The organism is Mariniblastus fucicola, from assembly GCF_008087665.1.
In the GTDB taxonomy this organism is placed as follows: Bacteria; Planctomycetota; Planctomycetia; order Pirellulales; family Pirellulaceae; genus Mariniblastus; species Mariniblastus fucicola.
The window spans coordinates 1,903,020-1,922,693 of sequence record NZ_CP042912.1; the positions used below are offsets into that span (position 1 = coordinate 1,903,020).

General features: G+C 53.1%; 12 protein-coding genes. 11 read left to right on the forward strand and 1 reads right to left on the reverse strand.

The features are described from left to right. Positions 1-5 precede the first annotated feature (5 nt). The 8 genes from MFFC18_RS07000 (at position 6) to MFFC18_RS07035 (ending at position 12,313) form a co-directional block, all read left to right on the forward strand. Positions 6-1,424 (forward strand): DUF1593 domain-containing protein, encoded by a 1,419-nt coding sequence (locus MFFC18_RS07000; protein WP_087149605.1) that lies wholly within the window; start codon positions 6-8, stop codon positions 1,422-1,424. Between the two features lie 2 nt (positions 1,425-1,426). Further along, on the forward strand, positions 1,427-2,701 hold the full coding sequence (locus MFFC18_RS07005) for a DUF1593 domain-containing protein (protein WP_075083229.1): 1,275 nt from the start codon (positions 1,427-1,429) through the stop codon (positions 2,699-2,701). 14 nt (positions 2,702-2,715) lie between these two features. After that, entirely contained in the window at positions 2,716-5,340 is a 2,625-nt protein-coding gene (locus tag MFFC18_RS07010) for a DUF1593 domain-containing protein (RefSeq protein WP_075083230.1), read from the forward strand. 576 nt (positions 5,341-5,916) lie between these two features. Then, positions 5,917-7,389: a hypothetical protein gene (locus tag MFFC18_RS07015; RefSeq protein ID WP_148618692.1), complete on the forward strand. Its 1,473-nt coding sequence runs from the start codon at positions 5,917-5,919 to the stop codon at positions 7,387-7,389. A 247-nt stretch (positions 7,390-7,636) separates the two neighbouring features. After that, a complete protein-coding gene (locus tag MFFC18_RS07020; RefSeq protein ID WP_075083232.1) occupies positions 7,637-7,993 on the forward strand; it encodes a hypothetical protein in 357 nt (118 codons plus the stop codon). Positions 7,994-8,051: 58 nt separating this feature from the next. Then, positions 8,052-10,040, forward strand: coding sequence for a nucleoside hydrolase-like domain-containing protein (locus MFFC18_RS07025; RefSeq protein ID WP_238381199.1), 1,989 nt, complete (start codon positions 8,052-8,054; stop codon positions 10,038-10,040). A 46-nt stretch (positions 10,041-10,086) separates the two neighbouring features. Beyond that, the gene (locus MFFC18_RS07030) at positions 10,087-11,337 is read left to right on the forward strand and encodes a serine hydrolase domain-containing protein (RefSeq protein ID WP_075083233.1); all 1,251 of its coding nucleotides are present in this window, start codon (positions 10,087-10,089) and stop codon (positions 11,335-11,337) included. A gap of 94 nt (positions 11,338-11,431) precedes the next feature. After that, positions 11,432-12,313 (forward strand): NAD-dependent epimerase/dehydratase family protein, encoded by an 882-nt coding sequence (locus tag MFFC18_RS07035; protein WP_075083234.1) that lies wholly within the window; start codon positions 11,432-11,434, stop codon positions 12,311-12,313. Between the two features lie 275 nt (positions 12,314-12,588). On the opposite strand, the gene MFFC18_RS07040 is transcribed toward MFFC18_RS07035, so the two are convergent. Beyond that, complete coding sequence (locus tag MFFC18_RS07040; RefSeq protein ID WP_075083235.1) at positions 12,589-13,308, reverse strand: hypothetical protein; 720 nt, start codon at positions 13,306-13,308, stop codon at positions 12,589-12,591. A 599-nt stretch (positions 13,309-13,907) separates the two neighbouring features. On the opposite strand from MFFC18_RS07040, the gene MFFC18_RS07050 reads away from it, so the two are divergent. The 3 genes from MFFC18_RS07050 (at position 13,908) to MFFC18_RS07060 (ending at position 19,583) form a co-directional block, all read left to right on the forward strand. Beyond that, positions 13,908-14,477, forward strand: a complete 570-nt coding sequence (locus MFFC18_RS07050) for a DUF4112 domain-containing protein (RefSeq protein WP_084416935.1) — start codon at positions 13,908-13,910, stop codon at positions 14,475-14,477. A gap of 51 nt (positions 14,478-14,528) precedes the next feature. Beyond that, positions 14,529-14,795 (forward strand): GlsB/YeaQ/YmgE family stress response membrane protein, encoded by a 267-nt coding sequence (locus MFFC18_RS07055; RefSeq protein WP_075083237.1) that lies wholly within the window; start codon positions 14,529-14,531, stop codon positions 14,793-14,795. A 300-nt stretch (positions 14,796-15,095) separates the two neighbouring features. Beyond that, a complete protein-coding gene (locus MFFC18_RS07060; protein ID WP_075083238.1) occupies positions 15,096-19,583 on the forward strand; it encodes a VPS10 domain-containing protein in 4,488 nt (1,495 codons plus the stop codon). The last annotated feature ends 91 nt before the right edge of the window (positions 19,584-19,674 follow it).

Consider the following 19,674-nt stretch of genomic DNA (forward strand, 5'->3'; position numbering starts at 1 on the left):
CGCTAATGAGCATGCTTGTCTTTCCCAGCGGAATTTCTTTTGCCGAGGAACCCGAGCTTCAGCGCAAGGTCGTGCTGACCGACATCGAAGCCGACCCCGACGACACGCAATCGCTGGTTCGGCTGTTGCTGTACGCGAACCAGATCGACATCGAAGCCATCGTGGCAACAACTTCGGTGCATCAGAAAGATCGTGTGGCTCCCGAGTCGATTCACAAAGTCCTTGACGCTTACGGCAAAGTTCAGGCAAACCTCTTGCTGCACGAACCGGGATTTCCCACCGTGGAAGACCTCAAGGCGAAAGTCACTGAGCATCTTCCGCTTTACGGCATGGAAGGCGTGGGCGAAGACAAGGACTCGCCGGGTTCCGACCGAATCATCGAGCTGTTGGACTCGGACGACGAAAGGCCGCTTTGGATTTCCGTTTGGGGCGGGCCGAACACACTGGCTCAGTCGCTTTTCAAACTTCGCAAAACCCGTTCTGCAGAAGAGCTTGAAAAACTGGTCAGCAAACTCCGCGTCTACACGATCTCCGACCAGGACGATTCGGCGATCTGGATTCGCAATGAGTTTCCAGGCGTGTCCTACATCGTCAGTCCCGGCAGTTATCGTCGCTCAACCTGGGGGGCGATCAATCAGCGAATCGATGGCATCGACAACACAACCATCAGCAACAAGTGGATCGCCGACAATATTCAGCAATCGCACGGTCCGCTCGGAGCCCAGTACCCCGACGTCGCCTGGGGCGTTGAAGGCGACACGCCGGCGTTTCTTGGCTTGCTTCCCAACGGGTTGAACGTTCCCGAGCGTCCGGACTTCGGCGGTTGGGGTGGGCGATACGAGCTTTCGCAGCCGACCGATGAAGAAATCAAAGTTGGCCAGGACGTGGAAGGCGTGCCCATCAAAGCTGAAACGCGAAAGATCTGGACCAACACGGAAGACTCATACGCTCCGCGAATCTTCAAGGAGTATGGCCGAGCCGAGAAGCCTGACGAGCAAACGTTCACCAACAATCGAGTCACGCTTTGGCGTTGGCGAGATGATTTTCAAAACGACTTCGCCGCTCGCATGGACTGGACGATCAAAGATGTTGCCGGCGCGAACCATCCGCCCGTTCCGGCTTTGGCTCATCCGGAAAAGTTCACCGTAGAACCGGGCGAGAAGTTTCGGCTTGATGCGGGGGGCACGACGGACCCCGACGGTGACAGTCTTGGTTTCACGTGGATGCAGTATCCCGAGGCCGGTTCCTCGCCGCGAGTCAAAGTCGACTTCAAGAACTTCCCTGAGAACGTATACCAGGTAAATCGCGTCGCGCCGAAAGTTAGCCGGACCGAGACGATGCACTTCATTCTAAAAGTCACCGACAAAGGCAGCCCGCCACTGACTCGATACAAACGCGTGATCGTGACGGTGGAGCCGAACTAATCATGATTCGTTCAGTGACAATCCTGGCGCTGCTCATGCTGATCGCGCTGTTGGTCTGCGCTCCCTGCGCTGCTGAACGCCACCGAGTGATTGTTTCCACCGACATCGGCGGCACCGATCCGGATGACTTTCAGTCGATGGTTCACCTGTTGGTTTATGCTGACGATCTGGACATCGAAGGACTGATTTCTTCGCCGTATGGCGATGGTCGCAAACAGGACATCCTTGACGTGATTGATTGCTACGAGAAAGACTTTCCAAACCTGAAAACGTATTCCGACGACTATCCAACTCCCGATCAGCTGCGAATGTTGACGAAGCAGGGCGAAACCGAGCGAGCTCCGTACTGCGGATTCCGAAAGTCCACGGAAGGATCGCGATGGATCATTGAATGTGCCAAAACCGAAGACGATCGGCCATTGCACGTCCTTGTTTGGGGAGGCCTCGAAGACATCGCGCAGGCACTCCACGACGATCCGGAAATTTTGCCGAAGCTGCGCGTCTACTGGATCGGCGGACCGAACAAAAAGTGGTCGCCTGATGCTTACCAGTACATCGTCGAGCACCATCCGAAATTGTGGATGATCGAATCCAACGCGACGTATCGCGGCTGGTTTGTTGGCGGGCCGCAGGCTGAGGACCTTGGCAACGAAACTTTCGTGAAGAATCACGTGAAAGGGAAAGGCTCGCTGGGCGACTTCTTTGTAAGTCAAAAATCAGACATCAAAATGGGTGACACTCCTTCGGTTGCCTGGTTGCTTAAAGGCAAACCTGACGATCCGACTCAGCCTGGTTGGGGTGGCCAATACGTGCCGGCCTGGAGGCGTCCCATCAAAAAGCTTGATCGCATGCCAATGCCTCACGACCAGATTGAGATCTTCGGCATCCTTGAGTTGTCTCTGCCGACCCAAAACGTTCCGGCCGATTCGCAGGCGACATTGAACGTCGAAAATCAAAAATTGGTTGGGCACTTTTCTGACAACGCGCTTCGGTTTCGTTTCTGTCCCAAAGCCGCCAAGAAATACAACTTCACGATCGGCAGCAATGTCGCATCGCTCGATGGTATCACGGGAACGATCAAGTCTGTTCGTCCCTCGCCCGAGATCGCGAAGGAAGCTTCGGGCCTATATCGAAACTGGTGGACCGATACTCCCGATCCGGCATTTGCCGAAGACGGCCACCATGGTGCCAAAACAGTCAACCGATGGCGCGAGGAATTTCTTCGCGACTTCTCTGAACGAATGCTGCGCTGCAAACTACCGAAACCATTAAATTGAATTCGAGGTAACCCATGAACATTCTACGAACGCTGTTAGGCTTTTTTCTTGCCCTGGTTGTTTTGTCTGACGGCAGCGGCGAAGCCATGGCGGAAAAGCCGCGGATGGTTGTCCTTACCGATGTGTCGACGTGGGAGACGGACGACCACGAGTCACTGATCCGCTTGATGGCACACGCGGACCTGTTCGAGATCGAAGGCCTGGTGATGACCACCGGCTACAGCATCAGCACGCTGAACAAGTCACCTGAAAAAGATTTCATCAACATCATCCGCGGAGTCGTCGACGCTTACGAAAAAGATCTGCCGAACCTGATGAAACGATCAGGACAAACTGGACACGCACACGACGATGGGGTGCAAAAAGTTGGCTACTGGCCAAGCGCTGATTACTTGCGAGACCGGATCGTCATTGGCAGTCCCAATCGCGGCATCAAGTTCATCGGTGACGACAACAATTCCGCCGGGAGTGAACTGCTGATCAACCTGGCGGACGAGGAAGACGATCGTCCGTTGTTTGTCGGCATCTGGGGCGGCGGCAACACGCTTGCTCAGGCAATTCACAAAGTCAAAAAGGACCGCAGCCCAACTGATTACAAAAAGTTCCTGAACAAGCTTCGTGTGTACGCGATTACGGATCAGGACCGCAGCTACAAAGGTGAAGGCCACGAGATCAGTTCTCACGGTTGGATTTACGAGCAGACGGGCAGCGATCTGGAATTCATTTGGGACGAAGCCGCCTGGAAACAACACAATGGAATCGGCAAAAGCAACTGGGATCAATACGCCCAGCACATTCAGGGCCACGGCAATCTCGGCAGCCAATACCCGAAATACAAATACGGCGTCGAAGGCGACACGCCGGCCTTTCTGTTCCTGATGCCCAATGGTCTCAATGATCCGGACGATCCGACGCAGTCGAGTTGGGGCGGGAACTTCGTCCACAAAGACGGCGGCCTGTGGCGGGAAGCAAAATCCTGCGCCGCGAACTTCAAGCAAACCTATCCAGCGGCCTTCAACAACTTTGCCGCTCGCATGGACTGGGCCAAAGATGGAAAAGGAAATCGCAATCCCGTTCTAAGTCTTAATGGTGATATAAGCTTGGACGTGCTTACCAAAACTGCCGAGCCTGGATCGAAGGTAACGTTGAACGCCTCCGCGACGACGGATCCTGATGGCGACGAGTTGAGATTCAAATGGTGGGTGCAGGGCGACGCCGGAGACTATTCTGGCAAAGTTGAACTTTCTGGCAGCGACACTCATGAAGTCACGGTCGAAGTGCCTGCAGCCGCAGCCGGTCGCAGCTTCCACGTCATCTGCGAGGTCACCGACAACGGAACGCACAATCTTAGCAGCTACCGACGAGTCATCTTTCAGGCGACCGGGGAAACCGTCGCCGGTGTTGCTTCGGCGCAAAAGCAAACCGCGATGACCGATGCCGCTGCGAAAAACCAGTCGATGGCGGAATGGCTGAGAGTCTACATTCCCTCAAACTATGCGGGCACCGAAGTGGTTGCTCATGGCGGTGGAGCCTGGTTCCAGGCAAAGCTCGCGGAACCCGAATTGGTCGCCAGTTGGGCGGATTGGAAAGAAGAAGTTCTGACATTGAAAGACGTCGAAGCTCACAGTTTGACCGAAGGCGAATCGCTCTTCGTCAGCGAGACGTCAAAAACAAAATGGGCTGAACACGCCAACGTTACTTTTTACGAGGGAGTCGGCTACTACATCGACGGCTATGAAGCTTCGACGATGTCCAGCTGGGATGTGGCCAAAACCACGATGATCCAGTTCACCGGCGACTCCGATGGGTTTGTTGCGGCGATGGCGAAAGCAAAACAGGAGAGCCCATCTGCTTCGATGCCCAAAGAAGTTTCGTTTCGACAGTGGCTCTTTGAGTTCCTTCCGACGCAATATCCCGACGCCCAAATGGTCGACCACACTCACTGGTTGCAGGCAAAGATCGGCAACGGCGTCACTGCGAACTGGACCGAGTGGACAGAAGAAGATTCGACTTTCAAAGCGATGGAGGCTCATAATCTCGTCGCCGGCAAGTCCATGTTCGTCGAACAGAAGGGTGCGAAGAACAAGGAATGGGCTGAGCACCCTGCGGTTACGTACTACGAGGGAGCTGGCTACTACATTTCCGGTTACGATCCGACAACGATGAGCGACTGGGATGGCAAAGCGCTTTCTGTAATACAATTCGACGGCGAATCCAAAGACCTTGCTCGCACAATCGGCATGGGCTGGGCCCGCAGGCAATCGTTCGCAGGTTGGCTGTACCATTATCTTCCCGCGAAGTTTCCCAACGCTCGCATGACCGATCACGGAAAATGGAAGCAGGCTCACATCACCGACGGCGACGTCGCCAGCTGGGAAGAATGGACGGTTGAAGGCGTCACGCTGAAGTACATCGAAGACCACAGTTTGGCTCAAGGCAAATCGTTCTTCATTGAGAAAGCAACGAAGACTCCATGGGCCGATCATGCGGCGGTTACGTATTATCCTGGCGTTGGTTACTACTGCACGGGTTACGACTCGGCCACGATGAGCGACTGGAACGTTGAAGGCCTCACGTTAATCCAGTTTGACGGTGACTCGAAAGAGATCGTTGAAGCGATTGTCAAAGGATGGAAGTAGGGAGTGACGTCAGCTTCCGTTTCTTCGACCAAGCCCACGTGGACATCGGGCTCGACCGTCGCTGGCGAAGAAATCGACTGATCGGAAACGATCGCGACCGAGGCTACAACAAGTTTTCGGCTCGGAAAATTTAAGAAGCAGTTTTTGGGGCCGAAAACCAATCCCAACCCGAATAGGTTGTGATTCAATTTCTCCGTTCACCGCGGACTTCGCCTATGGGGAACTGATTGGTTTTGGCGATAGCCACGGTTTCGCGTCAAAACGGCTCGCCTTCAAGATCAGTAAGCCCTCGCGCTTCGGGATTGGCGGCATGCCCAGTCTTCATTGAACGGTATTGAGGGTTAACTCGGATCGCGATTCGAGTCCGAAAAACAATGACTGATGGCTTCAACCGCGGGAATTGAGCCAAATAGCCAAGCCATTTGCTTATCCCGGCTAAAAAAAGTTGAAATTTTCCTGAGGGGCACCGCGTTCTTTCTCCATATGTGGACGTGGCGCGAGTTCATTGCTCGTGCAGGAGCAGGCCGAAAATCCTCAACAGAGTAGGCGCAAACAACCACAAACTGGGATAATCCAATGTTTAAGAAAAAAATGCAACTTCGGGCCCTCATCGCCCCCACACTGTTTGTCACTCTTGCGTGTGCTTTCCAGCCCGCTCAAGCACAGGAAAAAACCCAGTTCTTCTTCGCGGAAGATGTGTCGGTCGGTCCGCCGCGGGTCAACCATGTACCGCGGCAGGCAACGCCAAAAACCAAAGCCGCAGCGGAAGACTTTCAGGATCGCATTGGCGGTGCAAGTTCGGTCAGTTTTGAGAACTTCGGCGTAGACGAAGACGGTTCAAAGCTGAACGCCATCTCAGATTTCCATCTTGAGTTCTCGGGGGGCGTGACTGCGGATCTAACGGGTATTAACGGCGTTGGCGTTGTTCTTGATCCCTCCAAGACCTCTTGGGGAAATTTCCCGACGCATGGCAAAAAATTTCTGTCAATCATGTCGAAGGAAGAGGACCCTAATGCGGATGCCACCGCGTACGCAACGATCAAGTTCAGCACGCCCCAGGCGGCGTTCGGTTTCTGCGCAACGGACATTGAATCCAACAGGTTGATCATCGAACTGCTCCACACGGATGGAACAACCGAAAAATATACGGCACCCGTTACGATTCCACAGAATTCAGGGGGTTGCAACTTCATCGGGATGATCAACACCAGCCGCCCATTCGCGGGCGTCCGGTTTATCAATGCAGGAAAAGGTAAAGAAGGTTTCGGTTTCGACGAAATGATGATCGCCGAACCAAAACTCGTTGAGATCGGCGCTGTGATTATGGAGTGCACCGGATACTATGAGCGTGGTGAGTACGAAAAGTGCGTCAGCCACTACGAGAAAACGATTGAGAGCTTCCTGCGGAGCACAAAAATCACTCAGGAAAACAGAACGCGTCTTGAGCTGGCGATTAAGGAAACGCGAAATACCAGTATCACAGCTCAAACTCGCTGCACCATCCTTCGCAGTGCATTCTACGCAATGCAGTACTCAGAGACTTGCGGGGGAATCGTAACAACTGCAATCAGCGAAGCTTCAACGTTCTACCAGAGCAAGAACTATGAAGGTTGCTGGTCTTCCTACGAAAAGTACGCTTACGAGATGCTGCAAACCTCTTCGATTTCGGTTGTCGACCGTCAACGCCTCGAAATGGCACTCGCCTACGAAGGCAGCTGGGAAACTCGCTGCACGATGATGAAGCAGACTTTCGAATACATCAACACGGAGATCCACAACACGAGCCTGTTCCTGCAACAGTCGCAGAGCATCGCTCTCCAGTGGAGCAGGTACTTCGTCGTGAGCATGGATGTCGAGCAAGGACGAGCGATCCAAATTGAGTCCTCCAACGACGGCGGACTCACGTGGACGGTCAATGAAAAGTTCACCAGTACCGACACTTCGCATCGCTACATTGACTACTCGAACGATTACATGAACAGTGCTCACCGTATCTATCGTGCCCAGTACGTTGATAGCGGCTACATAAAAGCGCAGGTCTATAACTAGTTGGCTCCCAAACCACTTCCGAATGAGACGACGGGTGAGCCAACTGGCTCACCCGTTTTTTTGACGGATATTCTTTGTCCCGTTTGCGGATGGGTGTTTGCGATATTGGCCGTTGAGCGTTTGCCCGGTTTCATACGTTAAACCTGGCTACGTTCTTCGGCCAATATCCTTTTGCGCTCAATCAGTTGACGACCATGTCCCAGAGTCGTCCCGCGCACAACACAGATCGCAAAAGATCGATTTTCCAATGAAATCGAACGCGGGTCAGCTTTGCCTGACACCCAGAATCGCCGCGGCGGTCGGCATAAGTATCGAGGCTGACCAAGCGAACTTCGGCAACGGAAACTTCAATCATCCGCAACGCAACAGTGGCTCCAAATCGTGGTGGGTCGACTCGAGCGGAGACGAAGTCACATTTGATGAAAAACTTGAAGGCGATCACTGGATCATGCGATCGCCAAACACCAGTTACGACATCGAGTCTCACTTCCTTCCCACGCACGCCGCGATCAAAGTGCTCAAAGCGGGTCACGCTTGGCTGCACCGATTAACGCTGCAGAGTAGAATACACAATGCTTCCAGTTCGCGACACCGACTGGCTTAAGTCGGAGCCGTGTGAATTCCGCCTGAAGGCGGGACTACAATTCGCATAACCAGAAACCATGGACATGAACTTTCGGACGACGCTCAGACGATCTATCGCTTGCTGCATTGCGTTCCCGCTTATGGCAACGCCGATTGTTGCTCAGGAGAAACCTGTCTCTGTTGCGACGCCCGATGGTTACGCCACGCAAAACGGCGGCACCACCGGTGGAGGTGACGCGCCGCGAGTCACCGTCTCGACTGCTGAAGCATTCAGTAAAGCCGTTTCGGGCGATGAACCGGCGGTCGTCATCGTCGATGGCCAAATCGAAATCGGAAACGTCAACGTTGGCTCGAACAAGACCATCGTTGGCGCGGGCGTCACCGCGGGGCTCTCAGGCGGCACGCTGAAAGTCCGCAGCAACAATGTCATCGTGCAAAATCTGACTTTGGGGCCGGCCGAAGGCGATGCGATTGAAGTCTCCGGCGCAAAGAATGTCTTTATCACCAAATGTTCCTTTCACGATAGCTCCGACGAGCTTTGTTCCGTGGTCCGTGAGTCCGACTTTGTCACGATCTCGTGGTGTAAATTCTATTTCGACAAACCGCATGGCCATGCATTCGGTGGACTGATTGGAAATGGCGACGACCGGGAATCTGATCGTGGCAAGCTGCACGTGACGATGCACCACAACTGGTACGCCGAAGGTGTCAAGGGAAGAATGCCACGTGTGCGTTTCGGCCACGTCCACATCTACAACAACTTTTACAACAGCATCGGTAGCGGATACTGCATCGGCACTGGATTCGAATGCCATGTCCGCGTGGAGAACAGCTGTTTCGAAAAAGTGAAACGCCCGTGGCGGGAACAGAAGGTCGGCGCTCTGCAAAGCGGCGGCGAAATCGGCTGGAGTAACCTTGCTTTTGAAGGCTGCGAACAACCGACGTATATCGAGAACAAGTTTCCGGTGTTTGAACTGCCTTACTCTTTTGATGCGGACAAAGTCGAAGACGTTAAAGCTCGGGTCACAGATTCAACTCGCGGTGCCGGTAACTGCCTGAGCCCGAAAACGGGAAGCTCCGAATCGAAGAAGCCACGCATCGTCGTCCTGTCCGACTTTCCGCCGATCGGAGTGGTAAAAGGCGGCGACGTTCCCAACACGATGAAGAGCGATCCTGATGACATGCAGTCGATGGTTCGCTTTCTGCTGTACTCCAATGAGCTTCAAGTCGAAGGGCTTGTTGCGGCTGCGGGCACGTTTGCGATGGAAGCTCACAAGAAGAACATCCTCGGCGTGCTCGACCGTTACGAAAAAGTCTATGAAAACCTGAAGTCACACGATCCTGATTTCCCCACGCCGGACTATCTGCGATCGGTGACTTACGAAGGCCGCGGCAATAATCACGGAACCAACATCAAGTGGGGCAAAGACAAACAGCCGTGGTCCGACATCATCGGCGAAGGACTCGACAGCGAAGCTTCCGACGCGATCATCAAAATCGTTGACAAACCTGATCCGCGTCCGGTCTGGATCAGTGTGTGGGGCGGACCGCGCGAAGTCGCCCAAGCCATCTGGAAGGTAAAGAACACTCGCAGTGAAGCAGAACTCGAAACGTTTGTCAGCAAACTGCGAATCTTCCTGATCGCCTACCAGGATGCAACGCATGGCTGGCTGATGGAAGAGTTCCCGGACCTGTTCATCATTGACTCGCGCAAGACCTATCAAGGAATGTTCGGCGGCCGAGACCAGTTGTCTGACTTGAATTGGGTCAACGAACATATCCGCAAGGGACATGGCCCGCTGTGTGACGTCTATCCGCACGAGGGCATGGGTTGCACCGGAGTTTGCGAAGGCGACACGCCGGCCTTCATGAATCTAATCAGCGAATTGCGTGGCCTTAACGATTCCGAAGACCCGACACAGCCAAGCTGGGGCGGGCAATACAAACGCCTGGCTGGTACAAATCACTTCGTCGATGGTCCTGGCAAGTCCAGTATCTCTCGATGGAGAAAGGACTACCAAAAGGAATTCCAGCAGCGGGCTGACTGGTGCGTGACGCCAAAATAGTCAGTCGCGATTCAAACAATCATCATTACAAACAATGCAAAGACCCATGAAAACTCTCATCCTGTTTCTTGCCGCAGTTCTTGTCTCCGCCAGTTCTGCCGCTGCGCAACAATCGTCTTCCATCATTGACGCCGACGCAGTCGCTCGAATCAATTCGAATCTGGGTTCTTTCGTCGAATCGGGAGCCATCAAAGGCGTCTCCGCAATGGTATTTGAAAAGGACAAAGAAGTATACTTCAAAGCCTTCGGCATGTCTGACGAAGAAGCTGGAATCCCAATGTCGCGCGACACGATCGTGCAAATCTTTTCCATGACCAAGCCCGTTACTGGCGTGGCGTTGATGAGGCTTCACGAGCAAGGCAAATTCAAACTTGACGATCCGGTTTCGAAATACATTCCGTCGTTCGCGAACCTGAAAGTCGCCACTGGCAAAGACGAAAACGGGGATCTGATCTTGGTCGATCCCAAACGGCCGATGACCATTCGCGACTTAACTCGCCACACTTCAGGCCTGGCCGGCAACCATGGTCCGGCTTGGGTCAAAGAACTCATCAAAGACAATCCGCTCAAGCCCGAAAACACACTCGAACAGGCCGCAGAAGCGTTCAGCAAACTGCCACTGTGGTTTCACCCTGGCAGCCAATGGTCGTATGGTCCCTCTGTCGACATGCAGGCTCGCCTGGTGGAAATTCTCTCTGGCAAGAAGTTCGACGTCTACATTCAAGAGACCATTCTCGATCCGCTGAAGATGACCGACACGTCCTACCGTGTTCCCGAAAGCAAGCTGGGTCGGATGGCAGGCATCTACTGGCGTGACGACAACACGGGCGAACTCTCGCGCAAGGATGATGAAAAGGACTTCAATACAAAGCCCTATCCAATGACGCCCGGCGGCTGGGGACTGACCGCAACCATCGACGACTACATGCGTTTCGCTCGCATGCTGCAAAACGAAGGCGAACTTGACGGCGTCCGAATCCTGAAACCCGAAACCGTGAAACTAATGGCAACCAGTCACCTTTCGGAGAACGTCAAAGAGCGATCGTGGCTGCCGAGCAAAGGCCAAGTCGGATTTGGAATCGACTTTGCCGTTCGCGTTGCTCCACCTCAATCGAAAAACGAACCCAATGGCGTCGTCGGCGAATTCTTCTGGGACGGCGCGGCCAGTACGATGTTTTGGGTCGATCCAAAGAGCGATTTGACTGCTGTGATGTTTGTGCAGTTGCGACCGTTTGACAAAATTGGATTACAAAAGGCATTTCGCAACGCCGTTTACGGTCCACGGGTCGCCGATTGAAATCCGAATTGGGCTGCGGCCTCCAACCGCAGCATTGAACATTTTTACAGCGGCTGCAAGCAAACAGCCAAGTTTGTAGCGGGAGCTTTAACAGATGCGAATTTGTTTCACTGGCGGCTCGGGAAAAGCGGGACGCCACGTTGTGGCTCACCTTGCCGCCCAAGGCCACACGGTTCTGAACCTTGATTTAGTGCCCGCGAACATCAAAGGCGTCTGGGACATGACGGCTGATTTGACAGACACCGGCCAAGTGTTTTCTGCACTCTCGGGAATCGTTGGCTTCGACGAACTCGATTGCGAACCCGGAGTTCCCAAATTTGATGCTGTCGTGCACTTTGCCGCCATCCCGCGAATTCAGCTGCGCCCGGATCCCGATTGTTACCGCATCAATACGGCTTCGACCTACAACGTATTGGAAGCCGCGATCAAGCTGGGCATTCCCAAATTACTGTTCGCGTCATCGGAAACGACTTATGGTATCTGCTTTGCCGACGGCGAAGTCAAACCTGACTATATCCCGGTCGATGAAGAACACTCAACCGTTCCGCACGATGCCTACGCGATGTCGAAAGTTTGCAACGAGGTTTGCGGCAAGGGCTTTCATGCACGGTCGGGCACCGACATCTATGCCTTGCGGATTAACAACGTGATCGAGCCGCACGAGTATGAAGCCTATGCTCCGCAGTGGAAAGCCAACGCAGCGTGCCGCCGCCGCAACATCTTCGCCTACATCGACACTCGCGATCTGAGCCATTTTGTCGAGTGCGCTTTGGCGACCGATGGACTGGGCTATCAGGTTTTCAACGTCGCCAATCCCGATTCGTCGGTCGGCATGCCCAGCGCCGACGTGATCCAGAACTTTTACGCCGACGTGCCACAGAAACGCGAGTTTGGCGAGTATGAAACGTTCTATTCGATCGACAAATCCCGCGAGTTGCTAGGATTCGATCCGCAGCCGCGTTGGCGAGACGACTGAACCTGAATTTCGCCGGCCAGCATGTGTTTTTTGAGTTCGCGGCTGTGTCGTGCATGTCTATGTGCGCAACATACTGTCAATCCTGTTCATCCTGTCTAAATTCCGAGCATGTCGGCTCATTTGTTTTTGTGACAAGATTTACAGGATGAACAGGATCAGAGCGCGGCTGTCACGTGGATGTCTTTGTGCGTAACATCCTGTCAATCCTGTTTATTCTGTCTAAATTCCGAGCATGTCGCCGCGAGTTTTTTGATTTAAGCCGGGCGGCTTGGGCGCTACCACTGCAACGTTGGGTCGTCTTTGAGCTGCTCGAGAGTATAAGTGGCGTCCATCAGGCGAACTCGGGACCGATAGCCAGCTTTGGGCTCGCGAATCGAATTTGCTTTCGTGTCAAACCAGGTCGGCGGCGCAACCCGAGAACGAAACTCGTGGCCTTCGGCCGAATATCGGTGCACGCCACCTCGTTTTCCGCGGTAGGAAACGACTTCCATGACGATGCCTTTCCGAAGGCCGATGTCAGCCAGTTCAAACAATTTTCTCGCTCGGCTACGAAAGCCTCTCGCACGCTTGTGGTTTTCTCGCTCCGCTGAATTCCTCGCCGCCAAAGTAAACTTGTTCGCCGTCTCGGTCGTCTTCGCAATCGCATCGATCAAATTCACGTTTTTTGCGGGCGAAATTTTGCGAACGACTTTGGGCTCGAAGTTAAAATCTGATTCGCGGTAAACCAGAAATTTCACTCTGCGAAATCGTTTCTGGCCGACAGGCTGCGCACCAGGCTTGAGTGCCCCAATCAGTTTGGTACCTTTGGACCGCGAGAACAGTTCTTCGGTTTGTGAGTCGCGAAAGTAATGCTCGCCACGAAACTCAATCCCGTTTTCACCACGACGCGGAGCTCGGTACTTCTTGAACCACTGTCCGCCGGTGAAATAGCCCGATTCTTTCGCTCCCTTTTTCGAAGTGAACTTTGGTCGTTTTTGGTTTGCCAGTTTGTCCATGTCGAACCGGAAATGAAAGGAACAACCCAAATGAAAGCATGTTGGTAACTCAAAGAACCGCAGACGAAAAGCCTAGCCAACACCATGCAGGTCAACGACGAAAGGTTAAGCCCATTGGCACATGCTTTGCATTCACTGCTCTTACAACCGCGACGTCATGGCGATTGGCTGATCGATGCAATTTCGCGATTACGTTGATTGCCAAGCGATCAATCCGGGTTCGACAGGACCATCCCCTGGTTGTCGCCAACGACGTCGATTCATGGAAAGTTTCAGGAGCAAAAAATGACTCTGGATCCACAATTGGGCGATATGTTCGAGTGTCGGAAATGTACGGCTCAGATTCACGTCACTCGCGGCTGCGATTGCGATACACCATGTGCTGACTTTCAGTGCTGCGGCCTGCCAATGGAGAATGTCACTGAACCTGCTGTGCAAACGGCGGACGACACTGAACTGAATGATGGTCTCGAAATCAGTTCGGACCGAAGTTCGTAAACGCCTTTGGAGCATTCAGCGCGGGGTGTGAAAAGAGTGAGTTGAAAGAAATCTTGTGAACACGAATGACAATGCCGTCGCATCTGAGGCTCGCAACGCTGATGAATGACTTCCACGCCGAAACTGAATCCAGAACGATTGAAAATCCGGAGGCTGCATCGGGCTTGGCGACTGTGAAGCCTCTGACCGGAGAACTGATTGCGGACGGCGCAACTTCCACTTCGGCAGAAGCTTCAGAGCTGGCATGGGTTGAGACATGGACAGACTTTCTGGACACGAAATTCACGATCCCCGGAACGAGAATTCGATACGGTGCTGACTTCTTGATGGGTTTAATCCCGGGAGTCGGCGATGCATTGAGTTTGGTATTTTCGGGCGTGCTGATCGCGACGATGGCGCGTCACGGAGCCAGCACACTATTGGTCGTACGGATGTTGATCAACGTGTTTCTGGACACGATCGTCGGGACCATCCCGATCTTGGGCAACGCGTTTGACTTATTCTACAAGGCAAACTACCGCAACGCGAAGCTGATGCGAGAATATTATCACGAAGGCAAACACTCTGGCAGTGTTTGGCCGCTGGTGATCGGTGTTTTCGCAGCGATCTCCATCGCGCTTACACTGATGGTTTGGCTGCTATTCAAGATTGTGGTTTGGGTCATGCCGTGACCATCAAGATCGAACGTTTAAATTTTAACCAATACAACTTTGGATAGCCCAATGCTCGGAAATATAATCGGTTGGTGTTTCTTTGGCCTGATCGCGGGGTCGATTGCCAAATGGTTGACCGGCAGCGAGCGGCCACCAGGGTGCTTTCCCACCGTTCTTGTTGGTGTGGCAGGTTCCTTCACGATGGGAGCAATCTTTCACATCCTGTTCGCCAGTTCCAACGAAGGCGTGCAGCCCTCTGGTTTCATTGGCTCGGTGATCGGGGCGATGATCGTGCTGTACCTGTACCGCAAGTTCTCGGATCGCACGGTTGATTGAATCAGCTGCGACACGGCCAGCGTAGTCGCGGCGATGAATCGTTCGCTAAGATGATATCCGTGATTCGGAACTGATCTAAAGCAGCCCGATCGAGCGGGCTGTCAGATCATCTTGCGTTTGTGATCCGGTTCGAAACTTTTTTGCGGGCCAAGGGTTTGGATGTGAGCAACAATTCCTGTGAACTCGCGACGTTCGATTTGAAACAACGTTTTTTCGTTGGTACCATCGAATGCGGACTTTCACAGTTTCAGCGTAATCGTTTCTTTACCGCCTGTATGAATTCAGGATTTGGGGATCTTCATGCCAATTCGTCTTTGCGTCGCTCCGGTTTTCGTCGTCCTGCTCTTCATTTTTCTCTTTCCAGCTGATCCCATCCAGGCACAGGGCAGTGATGAGGATTCAAAATCGAAGGCTACTTCAAAGGTTGAATCTGAGAAGGAAAAAGGCGAGCTAAAGGAAGAGGTTGCCGCAAAGGAGCAGAAGAAAGAAGAGCAACCAAAGCCTAAGGCCAAGAAACAGACTAAAGTCAAACCTTCGCTGCCGGCCTCAATTGCGGATCAGACAAACTGGCGTTCAATCGGACCCGCAAATATGGGGGGGCGGATTACTGCCATCACGGTTTACGAGAAAGACCCGAGTATTTGGTGGGCTGCAACAGCGTCAGGTGGATTGCTCAAGACAACCAACAACGGTCGAACACTGGAGCATCAGTTTGATGACCAGGCGACTGTTTCGATCGGTGACGTCCAAGTCGCTCAAAGCAATCCGGAGATCGTTTGGGTTGGGACGGGCGAATCCAATCCTCGAAATAGCGTTTCGTGGGGAGATGGAGTCTACAAGTCCGCTGACGGCGGCAAGACCTGGAAGAATATGGGGCTGAAGAAGTCCTTTCAGATCGGAGCGCTGGCGATTCATCCAGAGAACCCGGACGTCGTCTGGGTTGGGGCTCTCGGACGATTGTGGGGACCCAATGAAGAGCGCGGGCTTTTCAAAACTACCGATGGTGGAAAGAACTGGAAGAAGGTTTTGTTCGTTGACGACAAGACCGGCATCGTCGATGTCCAACTGGATCCGAAAAATCCTGAAAACTTGCTGGTGGCGACTTACGAACGAAAGCGAGACGGTTTTGACGGCAACGACCCTGAACAGCGTTTCGGCGAAGGATCAGGAATTCACAGGTCAACCGACGGCGGAGAAACTTTCGAACGGATTACCGAAGGCCTGCCATCGTGCAAAATGGGGCGAATTGGATTGGACTATTTCGAGGCCGATCCCAACATTGTGGTTGCCGTAGTCGAGTCGGAAAAAATCGCCAAGCGTCCGGAGAAGTCTCCGTTTCTCGGTATTCGCGGCGAGAACGCCGACGTTGGTGCTCGCCTTACCAACATCACCAAAGGCGGGCCATGCGACAAGGCTGGACTCAAAGATGACGATATTGTGATCGCGGTCCAGGACAACATCGTTATGTCCTACAACGACTTTTTGGGTGAAGTCCGAAAGCATCAAGCCGGCGAAAAAATCAAAGTCCTCGTCTCTCGCGAACGCAAACAGGTTGAAGTCGAAGTCGAACTTGGCGAAAGACCAAAGTCTGGAAACAACAGCACGCGAACAGAATTCTCGGGAACTTTAGGTGGGCAGGCCGCAAACCTCCAAGGTCAACAGGGCCCTGACGATCACGACTACGGCGGTATCTATTTGTCTGAAGACGGAGGCGTTTCCTGGAAGCGAATCAATTCGCTCAATCCACGGCCGATGTACTACAGCAACATCCAGATTGATCCCGTCGACAGAAACAATATTTATCTGTGCGGCACGAGCCTCTACAAATCAAAAGACGGCGGTGAAACATTCACCGGTGATGGCGGAAGCGACGGAATTCACGTCGATCATCATGCCCTCTGGATCGACAAGCGGGATCCGCGCCACATGATTCTTGGAAACGACGGTGGCGTGCATGTTACCTACGATCGCATGGAGCATTGGGATCACCTGAACCATGTTGCGATCGGTCAGTTCTATCACGTTGGTGTCGATACTTCGATGAACTACAAGGTCTACGGCGGACTCCAGGACAACGGTAGCTGGGGCGGTCCTTCGCGTGGAGGCAGCGGCGGAGCGGTCAACTCTGATTGGTTGCGAGTTGGTGGAGGCGATGGATTTGTAACGCTGGTTGATCCGAATGACCCAAATGAGATTTACTTTGAAAGCCAGAACGGCGGAATGGGGCGAATCAATCTGGAAACCGGTTCGCGCGGTTTCATTCGGCCTCGTCCACCAAAGGGAACGCGATATCGATTCAACTGGAAAACGCCATTTTTGCTTTCGCCGCACAACTCAAAAATGCATTACAGCGCGGGCAACTATGTGTTTCGTTCGTTTGACCGCGGCAACGGGATAAAAGCCATCTCGCCCGAAATCACGAACACAAGCAAAGGTGCTGGAAGTGCAATTTCCGAGTCGCCAGTACAACCGGGATTGATCTATGTGGGCACGACCGATGGTGCGGTTTGGAAAACGGAAGACGGGGGTAGCTCCTGGGAGCCACTGGCCTATCAGCCTGTGAAAGAGGAGAAAAAAGAAGAGGGCAAGAAGGATGGAAAATCTGACAAAGAAAAATCAGAGAAAGAGAAAACCTCTGACAAATCGGACGACCCTTCGGCTGAGAAAGAAGAAGCTTCATCCGGCGACGATCCAGTCAGCGGCGCGTGGACGGGTCGGATGATTTCTGATCGTATCCCTGAGGACCGCGCTGAGTTTAACTTCGAACTGGAGCTTGATGGCACGAAAGTCACCGGCAGCATCGAAGGGCGACGCGGAAACCAGGATATTTCCGAAGGAACTTTCGATCCTGAGACAGGCGAGATTTCTTGGAGTCTTGAAGGTCGACGGGGCGCTCGCGAATACTCGGGCAAGATCGAGGACGGAAAGATGACTGGCGAAATGTCTGTCAGCGGACGCGACGTCCAGATGGAATTTACTGCCAGCAAAGGCGATGGAAAACCGAAAAAGACTGCAGGCAAGCTTCAGCTTTCATCGCTGTCTGTCCGGAATGCACTGGTTGGAATTCTAATCATTGAGGATCCGATTTCCGGTCAATGGACTGGAGTGGTTGAGAACGAAAACTTGCCTGGCGGTAAAGTTGAGTTCACGATCAACATCAAGATGGATGACAAGAGTCAGCTGTCCGGCACCATCAAATCTGCGGCAGGCGATTCTGACATCGTTGAAGGTAGCTATGATTCAGAGACCGGAAAGATCATCTTCGATGCTGAAAACGATGAGATCAGTATTTTCGTGGAAGGTGAAGTCGACGGGGCTCAAATGACTGGCTCTATGTCAATCAATGACGGCATGCTGGACGTTGACTTTGACGCTGCAAAGAAAGAGCCAAAGGAAGAGGATGACCAGGAAGAAGCCGAAACCGGATCAGAGACGGAAAAAGAATCGGCTGAAGAAGTGCCTACTGAATCCGCGAAGGATGAAGCAAGCGAGTCGGTAGAAAAGGAAGACAAGGAACAGAAGCCTGTCAAACGCGACCCGAACGATCTGGTCAGCGGGCAGTGGGAAGGCAACATGGTTTCGCAGCGTGGTGAACGCGAAATGAAATTGGCGTTGAACTTCAAATCGAACGACGAAATCACTGGAACTTTCGAGTCGACTCAGGGAGAGCGTGAGATTTCCAGCGGTAAGTTTGATCCAGAGACCAATTCGCTTTCTCTGTACTCTGAAACTGATCAGTTCACGCTTCAGTTCACTGGCACTGTCAAAGGCGATCAGTACGAAGGCGAGATCGACATCAACGAGGGCTCTTTCACGATGGAGTTCGATGTTACTCGTCAATCCAAAGAAGTTACGGCCGAGAAAGCCGAACCGAAAAAGGACGCGACCAAGGCGAAGAAGGAGCAGTACAAGCAACCAACGGGTGAGAAGTCGCTTTCGAAACTGCTTCCCGGACCTCGCTGGGTTAGCTCAATCGAAGCTTCGAAGTTCAAGAAAGAGCGATGCTACATGACCTTTGATGGGCATCGTAGCAACGATGACGGAATTTATGTCTTTGCTACCGAAGACGGCGGAAAGACCTGGGAGTCACTGACAACCAATCTTCCCAAAACAGCGGGATCGGCAAGGGTGCTTCGCGAGGATACAAAGAATGAGAATCTGTTGTTCCTTGGTTGTGAGTTCTCGTCGTGGTACACCATCGACCGCGGTCAAACGTGGACTCGTATCAAAGGCGGTCTGCCAACCGTAGCCGTGCATGAGTTCGCCATTCACGACAAGCGTCAGGAAGTCGTTGCTGCAACTCATGGTCGAAGCCTGTGGATTGCGGATATTTCAGTGCTACGCCAGATGACCAAAGAGACGTTGACCAAGGATGTGCACCTGTTTCAACCGCGTGATGCTATTTCGTGGAGCCGCCAGCCTGCACGCGGAAACAGCGGCACCCGTCGCTTTGTTGGGACCAACCCGTCAAGCGGAACCATTGTCGCCTACTCTCTTGGTAAATCGGCTCGCATCGTTCGATTGACATTGCACGACCTTAAAGGCGACGTTGTTAAAACGTTCGAAACGTCGGGCCGAAAAGGTTACCACCAAATAAACTGGGACCTTTCTCGCGATCAAGCGGGCGGACAAAGACGTTTCGCAGGATCCGTTCGACCGGGTAAATACTTGTTGACGCTGAGTGTTGACGGTGAGAAAGAACAGAAAGTCGTCAATGTCGTTGGGGACCCGACGCGAGCCAACCAGTCGGCGAGTGCAGAATTCGAAGACGAGTTGTTTGGCTATTAGATTCGGAAACAGTTTACTTTGGGGCACCCAATGACGTGGGTGCTCTGAGTTCACTCCCGTTTCGATCATGACATGTTACGATTGTGGCCGC